The sequence below is a fragment of the Duganella fentianensis genome (assembly GCF_009857835.1).
In the GTDB taxonomy this organism is placed as follows: domain Bacteria; phylum Pseudomonadota; class Gammaproteobacteria; order Burkholderiales; family Burkholderiaceae_D; genus Rugamonas; species Rugamonas fentianensis.
Genome location: NZ_WWCL01000003.1, coordinates 289928 through 304989, shown reverse-complemented (window position 1 = coordinate 304989; position 15062 = coordinate 289928). Strand labels below are relative to the sequence as shown.

Below are 15062 nucleotides of genomic sequence, written 5' to 3'. Positions count from 1 at the left end.
ACAGCGCTAGGCTTATGCGTCCAGCGTCATCAGGCTGGCATTGCCGCCCGCCGCAGTGGTGTTGACGCACAGGGCACGCTCGGCCAGCAGACGCCACAGCGGGATGGCATCGTTGGCATTGGTGTCGATCACGCCTACCAGCGCGCCCTCACGGGCAGCCAGGCGGCTGCGCAGGCTGGCCGTCAGGGCCGATTCCACCAGGGCGATCTGGAACTCGGCATCGAAGTGATCGAGCTGGGCAATCACCTGTATCCGGTCTTTGATAGCCGCAGGCAGATCATTCGGCAGAGCTTGCGCCGTTTCCGTGCTCATCAGCGCGATATTGCCGGTTGCCAGCGTGGCGGCCAGCTGGTTGAGCAGCACAGGCTGGCTGCTAGCGGCACAGGCGATCGCACCACGGGCCACCAGTGCCAGCGTGTTGCGCTCACCCGTAGGCCCCGGCAACAGCGTCAGCTGGCCCAGTTGCGTCTGGCGGCCATAGGCTTCCGCCAGTTGGGCCAGATGGTCGTGGCCATGGGTGCTGGCCCAGGCTTTGAGCGTATCAAGCGCAGGCGAATCACTGACGGCGCTGGCATGGCTGGAAACGGCATCGCGTTGCAGACGTTTCAGGTAGAGCGGGCCGCCGGCTTTCGGGCCCGTGCCCGATTTGCCTTCGCCACCGAAGGGCTGAACACCGACGACGGCGCCTACAATATTACGGTTCACGTAGATATTGCCCACATGCGCGCGGCTGGTAATGTAGTCGATGGTTTCATCGATGCGCGAATGCACGCCCAGCGTCAGGCCGAAGCCGCTGCCGTTGATCTGGTCGACCAGCTTGGGCAGATCGGCGCGCTTGTAGCGGATTACGTGCAGTACGGGACCGAACACTTCCTGCGTGAGTTCTTCCAGCGAGCGGATTTCCAGCACCGTAGGCGGCACGAAGGTACCGGCCGACGTGACGTGGGCAGGCAGATCAAGCGAGAAGTAGTTGAGTGCCGTGGCTTTCAGCTTGTTGATGTGGGAAAGCAGATTCTGCTGGGCTTCCGCATCGATTACCGGGCCAATGTCGGTTACCAGACGATCGGGGCTGCCCACCTTCAGCTCCTGCATAGCGCCTTTCAGCATTTTGATGGTCTTGTCGGCGATATCTTCCTGCAGGAACAGTACACGCAGTGCCGAGCAGCGCTGGCCGGCGCTATCGAAAGCGGACGAAATTGCATCCTGCACCACCTGCTCGGGCAGGGCCGAGGAATCCACGATCATGGCGTTCTGGCCACCTGTTTCAGCGATTAGCGGAATGTCGATGTTTTCGCTGATGGCACGCTTGGCCAGCGTGCGGTTGATCAGCTGGGCCACTTCGGTTGAGCCGGTGAAGATTACGCCTTTGATGCGGCTATCGGCCGTCAGGGCGGCACCGACCACTTCACCGCGGCCGGGCAGGAATTGCAGTGCGGCGCGCGGAACGCCGGCTTCGTGCAGCAGTTCTACGGCACGGTGGGCAATCAGCGGGGTCTGTTCGGCCGGTTTGGCCAGTACCACATTGCCGGCAGCCAGCGAGGCGGCAACCTGACCGGTGAAAATCGCCAGCGGGAAGTTCCACGGGCTGATACAGGTGACGGGGCCGAGCGCCAGCGTATTCGTGCCGCCGCGCACTTCGCTGGCGTAGTAGCGCAGGAAGTCGACTGCTTCGCGCAGTTCGGCAATGGCGTTCGGCAGCGATTTGCCTGCTTCGCGGATGGCCAGTGTCATCAGCTCCATGGCATTGGTTTCGAATAGTTCGGCGGCGCGTTCCAGTGCAGCAGCGCGGATGGCCGGTTCCGTAACCTGCCAGTCCATGGCGAACTGGCTGGCGCTGGCCAGCGCCGTTTCCACATCGGCAGCGCTGGCTTCTACCAGCTGACCCACTACATCGCTGCGCTGGGCCGGGTTGGTCACGTTCTGTACCGGCTGGCCGGCGCTGACACCGCCGGCCAGCAGCGGCGTGGCGTACCAGCTGCGTGGTTCGGCCAGTTCGGCGGCAACACGGCGCAGCACATTCTCATTGGCCAGATCGAAGCCGGACGAGTTTTTACGTTCTGCGCCAAACATATCGAGTGGCAGCGGAATGCCGCGGTGTGGCTGGCCACCCTGCTCGCGTGCCAGCGCAACAGGATCCTTGATCAGCGATTCGACGGGAATTGCTTCATCGACGATCTGGTTGACGAAGGACGAGTTGGCGCCATTTTCCAGCAGGCGGCGTACCAGATAGGCCAGCAGCGTTTCATGGGTGCCGACCGGCGCATAGATGCGGCAGGCTTTATCCAGATTGTCCTTGCCCACCACCTGGTCGTACAGCGATTCTCCCATGCCGTGCAGGCACTGGAATTCGTAGTCGGTCACGCCGTCGCGCTTGGCCCAGGTGTAGATGGTCGACAGGGTCTGCGCATTATGGGTGGCGAACTGCGGATAGATCACGCTGGTCGCGCCCAGCAGTTTTTGTGCGCATACCAGATACGACACGTCGGTGTAGACCTTGCGCGTGTAGACGGGATAGCCGCTCATGCCATCGACCTGGGCACGTTTGATTTCCGCATCCCAGTAAGCGCCTTTGACCAGACGCACCATGAATTTGCGGCCGCTGCGTTTGGCCAGATCGATCAGGTAATCGATCACGAACGGGCAGCGTTTCTGGTAAGCCTGCACCACGAAGCCTATGCCTTCGAAACCGGCCAGTGCCGGATCATGCGCCAGCGCTTCCATCAGGTCGAGCGAGAGTTCCAGACGGTCGGCTTCTTCCGCATCGATGTTCAGACCGATGTTGTACTGTTTGGCCAGCAGCACCAGCGCGCGCACGCGTGGCAGCAGTTCTTCCATGACGCGCTGGCGCTGGGCCCGGCTGTAACGGGGATGCAGCGCCGACAGTTTGACGGAAATGCCGGGGCCGTTCTTGATGCCGCGCCCATTCGAGGCTTTGCCGATGGCGTGGATAGCAGTTTCGTAGGAAGCGTAATAATTTTTCGCGTCCGCTTCCGTCAGCGCCGCTTCACCCAGCATGTCGTAGGAATAGCGGTAGCCGCGTGCTTCATTGGTCTGGCCGTTCTTGATGGCTTCATCGATGGTCTGGCCCGTCACGAACTGGTTGCCCAGCATGCGCATGGCCAGATCTACACCTTTGCGGATCAGCGGTTCGCCGCCCTTGGAAATCAGCTTGGTCAGGGCCGAGCCCAGACCATTTTCACTGCTGGTGCTGACCAGTTTGCCCGTGATCAGCAGACCCCAGGTGGCGGCATTTACGAACAGCGAGGGCGATTCGCCCAGATGCTTGCGCCAGTCACCTTTGCTGATCTTGTCGGCGATCAACCGATCGGCCGTGGCATTGTCGGGAATACGCAACAGTGCTTCGGCCAGACACATCAGTGCCACACCTTCCTCGGAAGACAGAGAAAACTCGTGCATCAGGGCGTCCACACCGGAGGCGCGGGTGCGCTGGGCGCGCACCGAGCTGACCAGTTTATGGGCCAGTTGCTGCGACTGTTTCAGGGTGGCATCGTCATTGTTGCTTATCTGTTCCAGCAGCCATTGCACGGCGCTGACTTCATCGCGCCGGTAGGCGGCGGTTACAGCGGCACGCAGGGGAATCGGATCGCGCAGGATCTCGTCCTGTAGCGCGGAGAACGGGGTAAAACGGGGGCTGATGGCAGCGGACATGGAATAACTTTCAGTAAGAAATTTTGGCGCCGTACATTAGAAAAAACGCTCGACCGGCGGGTGCTGGCGAGCGTGTTTCGAAGTGAACTGCTGATGATTCGATTGTAAAGCGATTTCTTCTGGATTAATTCTGGTAATACAAGGGGCTAGCAATAGATTGTTTTTAGTGAGACAATTTAACCAAATAATATTAATTTTGGAGTCCCCGGAAATGCTAGACAAGATCAGTAAAAAAATCTTGATGGAATTGCAGAGCGATGGCCGCATCAGCAACGTAGAACTGGCTGCGCGGGTGAACTTGTCACCAGCAGCCTGCCTGGAACGTGTGCGCAAACTGCACGAATCCGGCTACATCATGGGTTACACGGCCCAGCTCAATCCCCAGTTACTGGACGTTTCCTTGCTCGTTTTCATAGAGGTAGTGCTCGATCGCACTACGCCCGAAGTCTTCGATGCCTTCAAACATAGCGTTCAGCTGATACCAGAAGTATTAGAATGCCACATGGTTGCTGGCGGTTTCGATTACTTGGTTAAAGCCCGCGTCAAGGACATGGCAGCGTACCGTGAATTCCTTGGTAAAACCCTGCTCCAGAAAGGCGTACGTGAAACCCACACTTACGCCGTTATGGAAGAGGTGAAGAATACCACCAAGTTGCCCATAAAATAGCAGCAGAGAACGAAATTTACTCCGTTCTCCCGCTGCACACCGTAACGGGGGAGATAGATGAAGCTTTTACAGCAGCCTTGGCTGTTCAGGGGACTTGGTCTGGGCGCGGCAACGCTGCTCGGAGTGGTGATTGCTCTTGTTGCGGGCTGGCTTGCAGATAGCCAGCTATCCCTGCTGGCCACAGCAGGGTTGAGCTTCCCTGCTGCACTAGCTGCTGCACTGCTGATTTACTGGCAGGAAACGCGCCGCCGTAGCGAGGACGGGGTGCGCAGCTTTGCCCGCGTGGTGGGCGATGAAATCGACGCCATCATGATAGGCGCAGCGGAAACCTCCTTCTTTGTCGATTCCGTCAAAGCCAAAGTGGCGCTCGATGTTGGCACCAGCGCCGATATCGCCGACCGCGCTACGGAAAATCTCGAAGCGTCCAGCCTGATTGCCGCCAATGCCGAACAAGCAGCCCGCATTGCGGCGCAAGTCAAAGGCGAGACGGTGGCTGGCCGCAATGAAGCTGATCTGGGGCTGCAGCGCATCAAGGCGGCACGCTCGGAAGCCCAGACCGCGGCGGCCATGATGGCCAGCCTGCAGACCAATGCCCGTAAAATCTACAGTTTTACTGAAGCCATCAGCGAAATCTCCGCCCGTACCAATCTGCTGGCGCTGAATGCCGCGATCGAAGCGGCGCGCGCCGGTGAACAGGGCCGGGGATTTGCCGTGGTTGCTAACGAAGTACGCCAGCTGGCTTTCCGGACCAAGGAAGCCACGGATGAAATCAGCGCCATGGTGCGCGAAATTAACCAGCAGGCCGAGCAGGCTGCCGGCGGCATGACTACGCTGGCCCAGAGCGTGAACGTGGCGGCCGGCAATGTGGAAACAGTGCATGGATTGCTGGGCAATATAGAACAGTCGTCCGGTGTCTCGGAGCAGCAGATAGGCCAGATTGCCCATGCTGCGCGCGAGCATGTGGATACCAGTGAAATCATTGCACAAGGCGTTAGCAGCATCCGCGACAGCCTGCACTCGACCGAGCAGCAGCTGCCCCGTGCGGCCGGCTCGGCGCAGGCTCTGGCCGAACGGGCCGAAGTGATTACCCGCGCGCTCAGCAGCTCGGCCATCGAAAGCTCGCATGATCCGATCCGGCTAGCTGCCCAGCAGGCTGCGCGCGATGTGGGGCGCCTGTTCGAATCGGCTATCTCCAGTGGCCAGATCACGCAGGAAGCCCTGTTCGACCGCCACTACACGCCGATACCGAATACCAATCCGCCCAAGCATAAAACCCGTTTCGACGACTTTACCGACCGGGTACTGCCACCTCTGCAGGAGGCCGTGCTGGAAGCCATGCCGCAGCTGGCGTATGCGGGGGCGGTGGATAACAACGGGTATTTCCCCACTCATAACCGCAAATTCTCGCAGCCGCTGACGGGCAATTACGAGATCGATATGGTGAATAACCGTACCAAGCGTATCTTCAGCGACCGTACCGGCAAGCGTTGCGGCAGCAGCACCCAGCCCTTTTTGCTACAGACCTACAAGCGCGATACGGGTGAAGTGATGCACGACCTGTCCGTGCCTATCTATGTGAATGGCCGCCACTGGGGCGGTTTCCGCGTGGGCTACCGTTCCAGCCACAGCTAGCACGCTGTGGCGGCCGGCGCTTAATAAGTATCGCTACGCGGCGCCGAACCGGGCGCCGTACGCTGGGCCACGCTGTTCATGCCTTCCAGATGACGGCGCAGCCATTTGTGGGCCGGACTGCGGGCATCGCGCTCGTGCCACAGCATGTCGAGGTGGACGGCCGGCAGCTGGAACGGCAATTCCTTGGAAATCAGCGCATCCGTCATGCCCGTCGAGGCAATCAGGTGGCGCGGCAGCACGGTAATCAGGTCGGAATTGGCCACCACCCGTCCGGCCGTGAAGAACTGGTTCACCGTCAGCAGAATGCGGCGTTCGCGCTGGATCTGCGCCAGCGCTTCATCCACCAGACCGTGGGCGCGGCCGGAGAAGCTCACCAGCAAATGGTTGGCGGCGCAATAGTTGTCCAGCGTCAGATCGACTTTCGACAGCGGGTGGTCACGCCGCATCACGCACACATAATGGCCTGAATACAGCCGTTCGTGGCGGATAGGCGAACCCGTTTCATACGACAGCTGGGCGGCCACGCCGGGGAAGAAACCCACTGCCAGATCGATGTCGCCGCGCAACAGCATGGGGCGCGGTTCACGCGTGGTCAGCGGCACCATGCGCACATTCACGCCCGGCGCTTCATTTTCGATCGAGCGCATCAGGGCCGGCAGCCAGAAAGCCGCGGTGGCATCGGCCATGGCCATACGGAAGGTGGCGTGGGCAGCCGAAACATCGAAGGTTTCCGGTGCCACTGCCGCTTCCAGACTGGCCAGCGCGCTGCGCACGGATGGCCACAGCGATTCGGCGCGCGGCGTGGGCTTCACGCCATAGGCGGTGCGGATCAGTAATTCGTCGCCCAGACTTTCACGCAGGCGCTTGATGGCGTTGGAGACGGCAGGTTGCGTCATGGCCAGATGGCCGGCCGCGCGGGTCAGGTTTTGCTCGGTCATCACGGCGTCAAAGACGCGTAACAGGTTCAAGTCTAGCGTCAGGAAGCTCATGGCAGCTCAGTCGTGGCTCAGGTCGTGAAATGGTGAAGAAATATCATTTTTTATCAATGATACGGCATTCCATTCACCAAATGAATAATTGTTATCGGGGAAGTAAATTGGATACTTATGTTGCACTGCACTATAGTACCGTCTGATTCTAAATGCCTTGTAACCACATGTCTACCCTGATTTCCGCTGTACAAAATATCTCGCTGGTGAGCGCGGGCGAGCTGGCGCTGGCCAGCGGTGCCGTGTGCGCCCTGCTGCTGCTGTTCAAACCTCTGCTGATGGGGCTGGGCCGTGCCGCCATGTTGCTGGTGCGCCCGAAACTGAGCAAGGAAGAACAGCTGCAGCGCCGCCAGATGCGCGACGCCATGCTGCTCAAGCGTATGCTGAATTCCATCGAAGGTGAACCCAGCCACGTAGCTGAACTGCGCGCGATCGCTTCGCGCGTGTAAGCGGTATCGTTCTATCTCACCGGCCAGAGCGTCCGTTCTGGCCAGCCAAAACAAGTTAGGGTGCGAGCCCCTAAGTAGGTACTTACTTTCCGCCTAACAGTGCTGGCTTCAGGTCGCTATCGACCGGATGTTCACCCAGCCAGATGCGCAGGACGGCGTTGTAGAATGCCACGTCGGGCATCAGTTCACCGATTTTCTTCCCGTTCAGGTAGCACTGGGTGCCCTCGCCCGGAGTCCAGTCCAGCGTCAGCTGGTCGCCTTTTTTCAGGCCCGGAATCTGGGCAAATACTTCGCCGAACTTCATGGTCTGCGGCAGGATGCGGGTGCGCTCGTTCTTGTCGGTGTTGTTGTTCAGACCGTCCATGAACGCTTTGCCGAAATCTTCCGAGCTGACTTCGCGCAGCATGGTGATGGCAACGCGGCGCGGGCCGCTGGTGGCCAGCACGTCGGCGACGCTGCTTTTCTTTTCCGTCAGGTAGAGACCGGCCGCATAGACTTTGAAGATGACTTTGGTGCGCACGCCGGCGCCATTGAGTTTGAGTTCGCTGCCTGCGACTTTGATGCTGTCGTCAAACTTGACGCCCGCCACCTCGACCGCGGCCAGCGCGGGCAGGCAGAAGCTGCCGGCCAGCATGGTGGCGGCAATGAGGCTTTTCAGGATATTTCTGCGTTTCATAAAGGGTCTCCGAAAGGTAGGGGCCGGCGCACAGGACGGGCAGGACTCGATCGGAATATACCACCGCTAGAGTGGCATCACGCAGGGAAAAGTGCGCGCGGCCCTGTTTGGCCGCTGCGGCACGGTGGTCTGGCCTGTCAGGCCTTGGCGGCCTGCAGGCGTTCGAACTTGGCTTGCAGTTCTTCTTTGCTTTCCCGCATGGCAGGGTTGAAGGGGATGCAGCTGACGGGACACACTTGCTGGCACTGGGGCTCGTCGAAGTGACCCACGCATTCGGTGCATTTATCAGGGTGGATCTGGTAAATCTCGGCGCCCATGAAAATCGCATCGTTCGGGCACTCGGGCTCGCAAACGTCGCAATTGATACAGTCGTCGGTAATCATTAAGGCCATGCTAGTACTCGCTGCTTACTGGTCACGGGTGGCGGCAATTTTCTTTTGCAGCCAGCGGTCGACCGAAGGGAAAACAAATTTGGAGACGTCGCCACCGAGCACGGCAATTTCGCGCACGATGGTGCCGGAGATAAATTGATACTGGTCCGACGGGGTCAGGAACATGGTTTCGACATCGGGCAGCAGGTAGCGGTTCATGCCCGCCATCTGGAACTCGTATTCGAAGTCGGACACGGCGCGCAGGCCCCGTACGATCACGCGCGCATCATGTTCGCGCACGAAATCTTTCAGCAGGCCGGAAAAGCCCTGCACTTTCACATTCGGATAATGGCCCAGCACTTCGTTGGCGATGGTCAGGCGTTCTTCCAGCGTAAAGAAGGGCTTTTTGCTCTGGCTATCGGCCACCCCGACCACCAGCGTGTCGAACAGACCCGATGCGCGACGCACCAGATCCTCGTGACCACGGGTCAGCGGATCAAAAGTTCCCGGATAAACAGCTACGACCATGTCGGCTCCTTGCAGTGCACCAATTTAGAACGCGCCATTATGCCTGAAAAATGCCGTCTGCCTACATTTGGGGCAGTTCGGCGGCCGGTTTATGGCGGGCGCCGTCCTTAAACCTTGCGTTTTAGTAAATGGAAATGCACCATGCCCGCTTTATCGGCGCGGATAACTTCCCAGCCGGCCATCCATTCCGGTGTGGCGTCGTCGGCAAATTCCAGCGCTATGCCCGATTCAGCATACACCAGTCCATCCTGTTCCAGCAGTTTGCTGCACAGCGGCAGAGCGCGTTCGATGAAGCTCTGCTGGTAAGGCGGATCTAGGAAAATCAGATCATAGCGCTGGCCGCGGCTGGCGGCCGACTGGGCCACAGCCAGTGCATCGCCCCGCATGATCTGGACATTCTCGGCCTTGAGTTTCTGCTTGATGGCTTCCAGCTGCTGTATCACCGGGACGACGGTATCGACCATGGTGACGCTCTGGGCGCCGCGGCTGGCCGCTTCGAAGCCCAGCGCCCCGCTGCCGGCAAACAGATCGAGTACCTGTGCGTTGCTCCAATTGGCATCGCGCTGGTGGTTGATCCAGTTGAACACGGTTTCGCGCACGCGGTCCGGGGTCGGACGCAGGCCGGAAGCACTGAGTACGGGCAGGGGCGTGCGTTTCCAGCTACCGCCGATGATGCGTACCTGATGGCTATGCTGCGGGCCATGGACGGGGACTTTGGCTGGTTTGGCGGGCTTGCTGGCGGGCTTTCTAGGCATGATGCAGGTGCTTGCGCTGGTGATACGCAGGTGATTGTTTGTCAGGCGCGACTATAACATACGGGGCCTCAGGGACTGCCGCTCTGGCCTTCCTGCGCCAGCAGCCGCAGGTCGTGTATCCAGCCCTGGATCTTGTGGCTGGCATGGGTTTTCTGCGCCGGTGTGGCGAGCTGGATCACGTTGAATACCATTTGCGCCGTGGCTTCTTCGTAATCGTCGAATTCGGGCGCGCGGGCGCCGCTCTCCATGTGCTGGAAGGTGGTATTGATCTGCTGGCGCAGCCATTCCATGGTGGTGTCGCGGTCGGGCTTTTCTTTCTGGACTTTACGGGCCAGCGCCACGATTTCCTGCTGGCGCCGTATGCGGTCTTCCAGTATCAGAGCATTGATCAGCGGACGCTGATCGGAGTAGCGGCGGATTTGTGCTTCCTGGGCCCGGCTGAAGTCGCCAAACCACAGCTCGAACTGGTCCAGCGCCTGCTGGTAGCGCACTTTCTGCTGGGTTTCGGTGTCGCCCTTCATGTACTTCTGCCGGTATTCGGTATTGTTGGCGGCGAATTTTTTCTCCAGCGCCGTGATCTGTTCCGGCCGCAGCGAGCGCAGCAGGTCGGCCAGCTGCGGCACCACATGCAGCATCAGCACGCGGCTGCGCTGGCGCACTTCGCCCCAGCTGGCGCGCAGCCGCGCCGTATCGGTGGGATTATTCAGGTGCTGCTGCTGGCTGCTTTGCAGTAGCAGCGCGTAATCCTGCAACTGGGTACTGCGGTGCCACTGGAATAGCTGATCGATATCCTTTTTGACCCAGCTTTTCTGTTCGCGGTCCAGATCGACGTAGCCATCCAGCCACCAGTAGATCAGGGTATCGCCGTGGTTGTAGGCCAGCCGCAGCGAGCTGCAGGCGCCCAGCGCCAGCAGCAGCAGTAATCCACAGGCGTAACGCCAGAGTGCTCGGGAAGCAGGAAAGGCCATGTTAAACTTTCGTATTGATTAACTCTTCTTGAACTGGCACCTATGAACGTAGTGATACTTGCAGCAGGCATGGGCAAGCGCATGCAGTCCGCTTTGCCGAAAGTTTTGCATCCGCTGGCAGGCAAGCCGCTGTTGTCGCATGTACTCGATACGGCGCGCACCCTCGCGGCCAGCCGATTATGCGTGATTTACGGTCACGGTGGCGCAGCCGTACTGGAAATGCTGGCCAGGCAGCCGGAAAAAGTCGCGACGGCGCTGCAGGAGCCGCAGCTGGGTACAGGCCATGCAGTGATGCAAGCCCTGCCCGAGCTCGATGATCAAGCCCCTACCCTGATCCTGTATGGCGACGTGCCGCTGACCACGGCAGCTTCGCTGCAGCGCCTGATCGATGTGGCTGGCCACGACAAGCTGGGGATACTGACGGTGGTGCAGGACGATCCGTTTGGTCTGGGCCGTATCGTGCGCGAAAACGGCGAAATCAAACGCATCGTCGAGCAGAAAGATGCGACCGAAGCCGAACGTGCCATCAAGGAAATCAACAGCGGCATCATGGTGGTGCCGACGCTCCGCCTCAAGCAATGGCTGGGCGCACTGAAGAATAACAATGCGCAGGGCGAGTACTACCTGACCGATATCGTCGCCATGGCGGTGGCCGATGGCGTACCCGTGGTGGCGGCCCAGCCGTCGGCCCAGTGGGAAGTGGCCGGCGTGAACAGCAAGGTGCAACTGGCCGAGCTCGAGCGCATTCATCAGGGCAATATCGCCCTGCGCTTGCTGGAACAGGGCGTGACGCTGATGGATCCGGCCCGGATCGACGTTCGTGGCGAGCTGGTCTGTGGTCGTGACGTGGTGATCGATGTCGGTTGCGTATTCGAAGGCACGGTGGAACTGGCTGACGGCGTGCAGGTGGGCGCGCACAGCGTGCTGGTCAATGCCCGCATCGAAGCGGGAGCCCAGATCAAGCCTTTCTGTCATATCGAAGAAGCCGTGGTGGGCCCGGTTTCCATCATCGGCCCGTATGCGCGTCTGCGTCCCGGCACGGTGCTGGCGGAAGACGTCCACGTGGGTAACTTCGTCGAAATCAAAAATGGCCAGGTGGCCGCACATAGCAAGGCCAACCATCTGGCCTATATCGGTGATGCCACCGTGGGCTCGCGGGTGAATATCGGCGCCGGCACGATTACCTGCAATTACGATGGCGCCAATAAGTTCCGTACCGTGATCGAGGACGATGCGTTCATCGGCAGCGACAGCCAGCTGATCGCGCCCGTAACGGTGGGTAAAGGCGCTACGCTGGGGGCCGGCACCACCTTGAGCAAGGATGCGCCGGCAGGCAAGCTGACCATTTCCCGTCCACGCCAGGTGACGATAGAGAACTGGAGCCGTCCAGTGAAGAAGCCGAAATAGGCACTCATGTGCGTCTAGCCAGGCCGGGATCAGTCCCGGCCTTTTTTTTTGGGGCGGGCGGATCACGCATTGTGGATAAGCGTGTGGAGAAGCCTGCGTATATCAGGTGATTAGCTGACGGATAAGCACGGGATAAAGTGTGGACAAGTAAAGCGCTTGGAAACTGTAAGGGTTTCCGCAACACGGATTCAGGCGCTTTTCCAGCTTTTGTGGATAAGGCTGTTGAAAACACTGTGAGTTAAACAGGATAAGTTTTTCCTGTGGATAAGGCTGGGTATAAGCCTCTGTATAGCATGCGGATAAGCGGTGGGAAAGATGGGAAAACTCTCCCCGCCTATCGTTGCCTGTGTATAAACCTGTGCGTAAGCACGGGTATAAGCATGGGATAGGCGGGGGATAAACTGTCAGAGCAGAATGCGGGTCTCGAATTTGCTGCGCAGCGTAGAAAAATACGCTTTGACATTGCGTACATTGCGGTGGGCAGTGAACAGGCGATGCGCTAGCGCATGGTAGGCCGGCATATCGCTGACTTGCACGATCAGCACGAAATCCGGCCCCGGGGCCACGCGGTAGCACTGCAGGACTGCGCTTTCATCGGCAACATGGGCTTCGAATTCGCTCATGCGTTCAGCGGCCTGATTATCCAGCGAAATTTCGACGATGGCTGTCAGGCTGGGCCCCACCTTCTCCGGCGCGATGATGGCCACCTGTCGCTGGATCAAGCCGCTTTCCGTCAATTGCTTCACGCGCCGCAAACAGGTCGGGGCAGAAACGTGGACGGCTTGCGCCAGCTCGGCGTTGGTTTGCGACGCGTCAATCTGAAGCGCGTTCAATATGCGACGATCTATCTCATCCATAAATTTTTTCCATCAAAATGAAAGAATATTTCACGTGTATTGCTTGGTGAAATAATATTCCACAATATACATGAAATAGAAAGCATATTTCATAACGGCTGAACTAGCATGACGATTCCTTTTCCTAGTCGAGGTTTTCTATGTGCGGCATCGTCGGCGCAGTTGCGCAACGTAACATCACCCCTATCCTGATCGAAGGCCTGAAGCGCCTGGAATACCGCGGCTATGACTCTTGCGGCGTGGCCCTGCATCTGGATGGCCAGCTGCAGCGTTCGCGCAGCACCTCGCGCGTGGCCGATCTGGAAAAGCAGATCGACGAAGCCGGCATGCACGGCTTCACCGGCATCGCCCACACCCGCTGGGCGACTCATGGTGCGCCAGCCTCGCACAATGCGCACCCGCACTTCTCGCCAAGCACGGAACAGGCCCGCATTGCACTGGTCCACAACGGCATTATCGAAAACCACGATGAACTGCGCGCGGAACTGGTCGCACTGGGCTATGTATTCCAGAGCCAGACCGATACGGAAGTGATTGCCCACCTGGTCGACCACATGTACAACGGCGACCTGTTCGATACCGTGCAGCAAGCCGTCAAGCGTCTGCATGGCGCTTACGCCATTGCCGTGTTTGCCCGCGAAGAACCGCACCGCGTAGTGGCTGCCCGTCAGGGTTCGCCGCTGATCGTCGGTCTGGGCCAAGGCGAGAATTTTGTCGCATCGGATGCCATGGCGCTGGCCGGCACCACCGACCAGATCATCTATCTGGAAGAAGGCGATGTGGTCGACCTGCAGCTGGGCCGCATCTGGGTCGTCGATAGCGCCGGCAAACCGGTCGAGCGCGAAGTGAAAACCGTGCATGCCCATACGGGCGCGGCCGAGCTGGGCCCCTACCGCCACTACATGCAGAAAGAAATCTTCGAGCAGCCGCGCGTGATCGGCGATACGCTGGAGGGCGTAACGGGCATCATGCCCGAGCTGTTTGGCGACGGTGCCTACAATGTCTTCAAACAGATAGACCGCGTGCTGATCCTCGCTTGCGGCACCAGCTATTACTCCGGTCTGACGGCCAAGTACTGGATAGAATCGGTTGCCAAGATACCCGTCAATGTGGAAATCGCCAGCGAATACCGTTACCGCGACAGCGTGCCGCACCCGAATACGCTGGTGGTGACGATTTCGCAAAGTGGCGAAACGGCTGATACCCTGGCCGCGCTGAAACATGCCCGCAGTCTGGGCATGGAACATACTCTGACCATCTGCAACGTGGCCACCAGCGCCATGGTGCGTGAATGCAAACTGGCTTACATTACCCGCGCCGGTGTCGAAGTGGGCGTGGCTTCTACCAAGGCGTTTACCACCCAGCTGGCTGCGCTGTTCCTGCTGACGCTGTCGCTGGCGCAAGTCAATGGCCTGCTCAGCGATGCCGACGAGGCTGCCCACCTGAAAGCCATGCGCCACCTGCCTGTCGCCATTTCCTCGGTGCTGGCGCTGGAGCCGCAGATCATGGCATGGGCAGAAGATTTCGCCCGTAAAGAGAATGCCCTGTTCCTCGGCCGCGGCATGCACTACCCGATCGCGCTGGAAGGTGCGCTCAAGCTGAAAGAGATTTCCTACATCCACGCAGAAGCCTATCCGGCTGGTGAACTGAAGCACGGCCCGCTGGCACTGGTTACGGAAGAAATGCCGGTGGTGACCATTGCGCCTAACGACACCCTGATCGAGAAGCTCAAATCGAATATGCAGGAAGTGCGTGCCCGTGGCGGCCAGCTGTATGTGTTTGCCGACGTGGATTCGCGTATCACTTCGGGTGAGGGCCTGCATGTGATCCGTCTGCCGGAACACTATGGCCTGCTGTCGCCTATCCTGCACGTGGTATCGCTGCAGTTGCTGGCCTACCATGCCGCGCTGGCGCGTGGCACGGACGTGGACAAGCCACGTAATCTGGCCAAATCCGTCACGGTGGAATAAGCCCGTTGCGGATGTGGGGTGCAGCCGCCCTTCGACGGGGCGGCTGATACGCTAGCCATTGCGCATACGCAAGAACGCAAAGTCTTGCCTGCCTAAAATCTCTCCTGATAGCAACTTCGGTAGC

Annotated in this window: 13 protein-coding genes; 5 read left to right on the top strand and 8 right to left on the bottom strand. The window is 59.4% G+C overall.

Annotated elements, in window-relative coordinates; genetic code table 11:
- Positions 1–12: 12 nt before the first annotated feature.
- On the bottom strand, positions 13–3669 hold the full coding sequence (gene putA / locus GTP23_RS14415; protein ID WP_161035814.1) for a trifunctional transcriptional regulator/proline dehydrogenase/L-glutamate gamma-semialdehyde dehydrogenase: 3657 nt from the start codon (positions 3667–3669) through the stop codon (positions 13–15).
- Positions 3670–3880: 211 nt separating this feature from the next.
- Between putA and GTP23_RS14410 the strand changes: the two genes are divergently transcribed.
- Positions 3881–4336, top strand: coding sequence for an Lrp/AsnC ligand binding domain-containing protein (locus GTP23_RS14410; protein ID WP_155435608.1), 456 nt, complete (start codon positions 3881–3883; stop codon positions 4334–4336).
- Between the two features lie 57 nt (positions 4337–4393).
- Positions 4394–5968: a methyl-accepting chemotaxis protein gene (locus tag GTP23_RS14405; protein ID WP_161035813.1), complete on the top strand. Its 1575-nt coding sequence runs from the start codon at positions 4394–4396 to the stop codon at positions 5966–5968.
- A 20-nt stretch (positions 5969–5988) separates the two neighbouring features.
- On the opposite strand, the gene GTP23_RS14400 is transcribed toward GTP23_RS14405, so the two are convergent.
- Positions 5989–6957, bottom strand: coding sequence for a LysR family transcriptional regulator (locus tag GTP23_RS14400; RefSeq protein WP_161035812.1), 969 nt, complete (start codon positions 6955–6957; stop codon positions 5989–5991).
- Positions 6958–7124: 167 nt separating this feature from the next.
- On the opposite strand from GTP23_RS14400, the gene GTP23_RS14395 reads away from it, so the two are divergent.
- Positions 7125–7406 carry a hypothetical protein gene (locus GTP23_RS14395; protein WP_229256110.1) on the top strand — a complete coding sequence of 94 codons (282 nt, stop codon included), beginning with the start codon at positions 7125–7127 and terminating at the stop codon, positions 7404–7406.
- Between the two features lie 82 nt (positions 7407–7488).
- Here the strand turns inward: GTP23_RS14395 and GTP23_RS14390 are convergent, their stop codons facing one another.
- The 5 genes from GTP23_RS14390 to GTP23_RS14370 all read right to left on the bottom strand — a co-directional run bounded on the left by GTP23_RS14390 (position 7489) and on the right by GTP23_RS14370 (position 10704).
- A complete protein-coding gene (locus tag GTP23_RS14390) occupies positions 7489–8082 on the bottom strand; it encodes a chalcone isomerase family protein (RefSeq protein WP_161035810.1) in 594 nt (197 codons plus the stop codon).
- A 137-nt stretch (positions 8083–8219) separates the two neighbouring features.
- Positions 8220–8474 carry a YfhL family 4Fe-4S dicluster ferredoxin gene (locus tag GTP23_RS14385; protein WP_155435613.1) on the bottom strand — a complete coding sequence of 85 codons (255 nt, stop codon included), beginning with the start codon at positions 8472–8474 and terminating at the stop codon, positions 8220–8222.
- Positions 8475–8489: 15 nt separating this feature from the next.
- Positions 8490–8981 carry a pantetheine-phosphate adenylyltransferase gene (gene coaD / locus GTP23_RS14380; protein WP_155435614.1) on the bottom strand — a complete coding sequence of 164 codons (492 nt, stop codon included), beginning with the start codon at positions 8979–8981 and terminating at the stop codon, positions 8490–8492.
- A gap of 107 nt (positions 8982–9088) precedes the next feature.
- A complete protein-coding gene (gene rsmD / locus GTP23_RS14375; RefSeq protein ID WP_161035809.1) occupies positions 9089–9736 on the bottom strand; it encodes a 16S rRNA (guanine(966)-N(2))-methyltransferase RsmD in 648 nt (215 codons plus the stop codon).
- A gap of 68 nt (positions 9737–9804) precedes the next feature.
- Positions 9805–10704, bottom strand: coding sequence for a DUF6279 family lipoprotein (locus tag GTP23_RS14370; protein WP_161035808.1), 900 nt, complete (start codon positions 10702–10704; stop codon positions 9805–9807).
- Positions 10705–10746: 42 nt separating this feature from the next.
- Between GTP23_RS14370 and glmU the strand changes: the two genes are divergently transcribed.
- Positions 10747–12111, top strand: coding sequence for a bifunctional UDP-N-acetylglucosamine diphosphorylase/glucosamine-1-phosphate N-acetyltransferase GlmU (glmU, locus tag GTP23_RS14365; protein WP_161035807.1), 1365 nt, complete (start codon positions 10747–10749; stop codon positions 12109–12111).
- A gap of 404 nt (positions 12112–12515) precedes the next feature.
- Here the strand turns inward: glmU and GTP23_RS14360 are convergent, their stop codons facing one another.
- Positions 12516–12968, bottom strand: a complete 453-nt coding sequence (locus GTP23_RS14360) for an Lrp/AsnC family transcriptional regulator (RefSeq protein WP_155435618.1) — start codon at positions 12966–12968, stop codon at positions 12516–12518.
- Between the two features lie 140 nt (positions 12969–13108).
- On the opposite strand from GTP23_RS14360, the gene glmS reads away from it, so the two are divergent.
- Positions 13109–14938 carry a glutamine--fructose-6-phosphate transaminase (isomerizing) gene (gene glmS, locus GTP23_RS14355; protein WP_161035806.1) on the top strand — a complete coding sequence of 610 codons (1830 nt, stop codon included), beginning with the start codon at positions 13109–13111 and terminating at the stop codon, positions 14936–14938.
- Positions 14939–15062 lie beyond the last annotated feature (124 nt).

What these genes read in the sequence shown, in the direction of transcription:
- putA (WP_161035814.1), bottom strand. Translation starts at nt 3,669, where the DNA reads ATGTCCGCTGCCATCAGCCCCCGTTTTACCCCGTTCTCCGCGCTACAG.
- GTP23_RS14410 (WP_155435608.1), top strand. Translation starts at nt 3,881, where the DNA reads ATGCTAGACAAGATCAGTAAAAAAATCTTGATGGAATTGCAGAGCGAT.
- GTP23_RS14405 (WP_161035813.1), top strand. Translation starts at nt 4,394, where the DNA reads ATGAAGCTTTTACAGCAGCCTTGGCTGTTCAGGGGACTTGGTCTGGGC.
- GTP23_RS14400 (WP_161035812.1), bottom strand. Translation starts at nt 6,957, where the DNA reads ATGAGCTTCCTGACGCTAGACTTGAACCTGTTACGCGTCTTTGACGCC.
- GTP23_RS14395 (WP_229256110.1), top strand. Translation starts at nt 7,125, where the DNA reads ATGTCTACCCTGATTTCCGCTGTACAAAATATCTCGCTGGTGAGCGCG.
- GTP23_RS14390 (WP_161035810.1), bottom strand. Translation starts at nt 8,082, where the DNA reads ATGAAACGCAGAAATATCCTGAAAAGCCTCATTGCCGCCACCATGCTG.
- GTP23_RS14385 (WP_155435613.1), bottom strand. Translation starts at nt 8,474, where the DNA reads ATGGCCTTAATGATTACCGACGACTGTATCAATTGCGACGTTTGCGAG.
- coaD (WP_155435614.1), bottom strand. Translation starts at nt 8,981, where the DNA reads ATGGTCGTAGCTGTTTATCCGGGAACTTTTGATCCGCTGACCCGTGGT.
- rsmD (WP_161035809.1), bottom strand. Translation starts at nt 9,736, where the DNA reads ATGCCTAGAAAGCCCGCCAGCAAGCCCGCCAAACCAGCCAAAGTCCCC.
- GTP23_RS14370 (WP_161035808.1), bottom strand. Translation starts at nt 10,704, where the DNA reads ATGGCCTTTCCTGCTTCCCGAGCACTCTGGCGTTACGCCTGTGGATTA.
- glmU (WP_161035807.1), top strand. Translation starts at nt 10,747, where the DNA reads ATGAACGTAGTGATACTTGCAGCAGGCATGGGCAAGCGCATGCAGTCC.
- GTP23_RS14360 (WP_155435618.1), bottom strand. Translation starts at nt 12,968, where the DNA reads ATGGATGAGATAGATCGTCGCATATTGAACGCGCTTCAGATTGACGCG.
- glmS (WP_161035806.1), top strand. Translation starts at nt 13,109, where the DNA reads ATGTGCGGCATCGTCGGCGCAGTTGCGCAACGTAACATCACCCCTATC.